This window comes from Clostridium sp., from assembly GCF_036569345.1.
Taxonomy (GTDB): Bacteria; Bacillota; Clostridia; order Clostridiales; family Clostridiaceae; genus Clostridium_AD.
In genome coordinates this window covers 1-1,747 of sequence record NZ_DATCQT010000100.1, presented here as the reverse complement: position 1 = coordinate 1,747, position 1,747 = coordinate 1, and the positions used below count along the sequence as shown (strand labels likewise).

The 1,747-nt window shown below is 31.4% G+C and carries 2 protein-coding genes; both read left to right on the top strand.

The window, feature by feature from the left end; all coding sequences use genetic code 11:
* The first annotated feature begins 69 nt into the window (after positions 1–69).
* A complete protein-coding gene (locus VIM70_RS09885; protein ID WP_331945590.1) occupies positions 70–408 on the top strand; it encodes a helix-turn-helix domain-containing protein in 339 nt (112 codons plus the stop codon).
* Positions 409–440: 32 nt separating this feature from the next.
* A complete protein-coding gene (locus VIM70_RS09880; protein ID WP_331945589.1) occupies positions 441–1,277 on the top strand; it encodes an IS3 family transposase in 837 nt (278 codons plus the stop codon).
* Positions 1,278–1,747: the final 470 nt, after the last annotated feature.

Here is a 1,747-nt window from a genome sequence, read left to right as displayed (position 1 = left end):
ATGAACTATACCCCCTTAAGTAGACACGAAACTAAAAAGTAGTGTAGACTAAATTAAGGGGGTTTTGTTATGGGCAAAAAAAAGAATTTCTATTCTATTGAATTTAAGATTAATGTAATTGAGAGATATAATAGTGGTGATGAAGGAGGAGTAAAATCCCTTTCAAAAAAACTTGGATTTAGATCTCCTAACATGTTAACTCAATGGTTGAAAAAGTATAATGAATTTGGAATAGCTGGACTTGAGAGTAAAAGAGGTAAGACTCCATCACCAATGAGAGGTCGCCCTAAAAAAAATTATGATTCTCCTGAAGAAGAAATATTAAAATTAAAAGCTGAAAATGAATATCTTAAAAAGCTCCTTCAAGTAAATCAAGACAATATTAAAAAAAAAGAAAATATGAAATAATTGAGAAACTAAGCAGCAGATACCCCGTAACTTTGTTGCTTCAAGTTGCTGAAATAAATAGATCAGGATATTATCGGTGGTTAAATAAGAGAATGGTGGTGTCCGAAAAATTAAAAGAAGATACACAAGTTATTAAATTCATTGAGAAACTCTATATCAAACACTATGGGAGATATGGCGTGGAGAGGATGACAGCGGCGCTTTCGGCTGACTATGGCCTTAATATCAACCATAAAAAGGTTTACCGTTTGATGTCACAGAATGGTTATTTATCTGTAATCAAGATAAAAAAGAGATATAGGAAACCTGGAGATCCACATCCTAAGAAAAATGTATTGGTTAGGAATTTCAGTACAAGTTGTCCATTTGACAAGATGGTAACTGATGTTACTGAGTATAAAGTAGGTGGGAAAAAGATATATATATCGGCAGTGAAGGACCTTCACACCGGAATGTTAGAAGGATTTGCAGTTAAAAATTATCAGACCAGGGAACTTATCCGAGAATCGTTTAAAAATATTTTGAATAAATCCTTACCGGAAGGTACTATTATCCATTCGGACCAAGGAACCCTCTATAATAATGTTCTGTTCCAGAATGAACTTAAAGATAAAAACTTCATACAGAGTATGTCTAGGAAAGGAACGCCTATTGATAATTCTCCTATGGAAAGTTTTTTCGGATGCTATAAGAGTGAAGTGTTGTATAACACTAACATTAGTATAGTGAGCAAAGATGACCTTATAAGAGAAACATGGCAATATTATCATTATTACAATAATGTAAGGATTCAGAAAAGATTAGGATACCTAACACCTGCTGAATTCAAAAATCATGAACTTGTCAGGATTAAAAAAGAGAAAGAGTAATACATAAATTATATTACTCTTTCGGTACATTTCATTTATTTGTCTACTTTTTTGGGTATAGATCGAAAAGGGGTTCAATTCATTTTCGTTATATTGTATGCCTCTTTAGAATCTAATTCAATACCAATAGATCATTAAAGCATTCACTATAACGTTTCTTATGTTGAATGCGTTTTGTCCTATAAAATATAAAGAATTGATAAAGTGTAGTAGGGATATCTCCTCTACTACTCTTTATCAATTTATACAATTACTTCTTCAATAAATAGTTTAACCAGTAAATATCGAAATATATATTGAGGATATTTTAGTAATTATTCTAAATGACGTGCCACTCGTTTTTATAATAATATTGTCAACTTATTCTATGTCCTCATATCTATGCTTTTATTTTGTAAGTTGATTTCTGTCTTCCATTTGAGGAGGCTCTTCCATCCACTTATGTATAATCATTAGTTTTCCACCTTTTT

Excerpts from the sequence above, each read along its gene's own strand:
- VIM70_RS09885 (WP_331945590.1), top strand. The coding sequence starts at position 70 with ATGGGCAAAAAAAAGAATTTCTATTCTATTGAATTTAAGATTAATGTA.